This window comes from Polaromonas sp. P1_G2, from assembly GCF_056405515.1.
The window spans coordinates 1-532 of record NZ_JBFUBY010000859.1 but is presented as its reverse complement, the minus strand read 5'-3'; the positions used below and the strand labels follow the sequence as shown (position 1 = coordinate 532).

The window sequence follows — 532 nt, the reverse complement described above, 5'->3', positions numbered from 1 at the left end:
CCAGCGCCCTCACCCGCTGGGAAAGATCGGCAACGATGTCGGACATATCCCGGGCAACAGCCTTATTCAGAATGTCCTCCTCCGGCACGTTCGCGAATGTCGTTCTAATATCGGCCTCGATATTGGCCATCACCAATTCGGAAAACTCTTTGCGTCTGCCCGTGGCATCGGCGAAACGCAGGAACGTCTGCAATAGCAGCATCTCATGGACCAGCACTTTGGCGTGCGATCGCCGCTGTTCGTCGGCGAGCTGAACGACGACCTCTTGGAGGTCGATGTTCTTGAAGAAGTCAGGTTGTTCATTGTGCATGGGCTGTGGGTTTGCGGTCATGGTGACCTCCTGTCTTTGTTCTTATTTTGTTCTCACAAAAACAAGAGTCAAGCCGCGTTTTGCGCCGCGTCACGGCCGCCGCTCGGTGACGGCTCCGGTGGTGCACGCATTCAAGTCCTAGTCGCTCTCAGCCGCCGTGTCATAGGGTTTGGCGAATTGTCGAAGGCCATTGAGAGCCACTTCGATAACATCCGAGGAGGC

The 532-nt window shown here is 55.8% G+C and carries 1 protein-coding gene; it reads right to left on the bottom strand.

Going from position 1 to position 532, the window contains the following annotated elements:
* Nucleotides 1-331 (bottom strand): hypothetical protein (locus tag AC1D0P_RS28010; RefSeq protein WP_477679714.1); only part of this gene is annotated, 331 nt, incomplete at its 3' end.
* Nucleotides 332-532 lie beyond the last annotated feature (201 nt).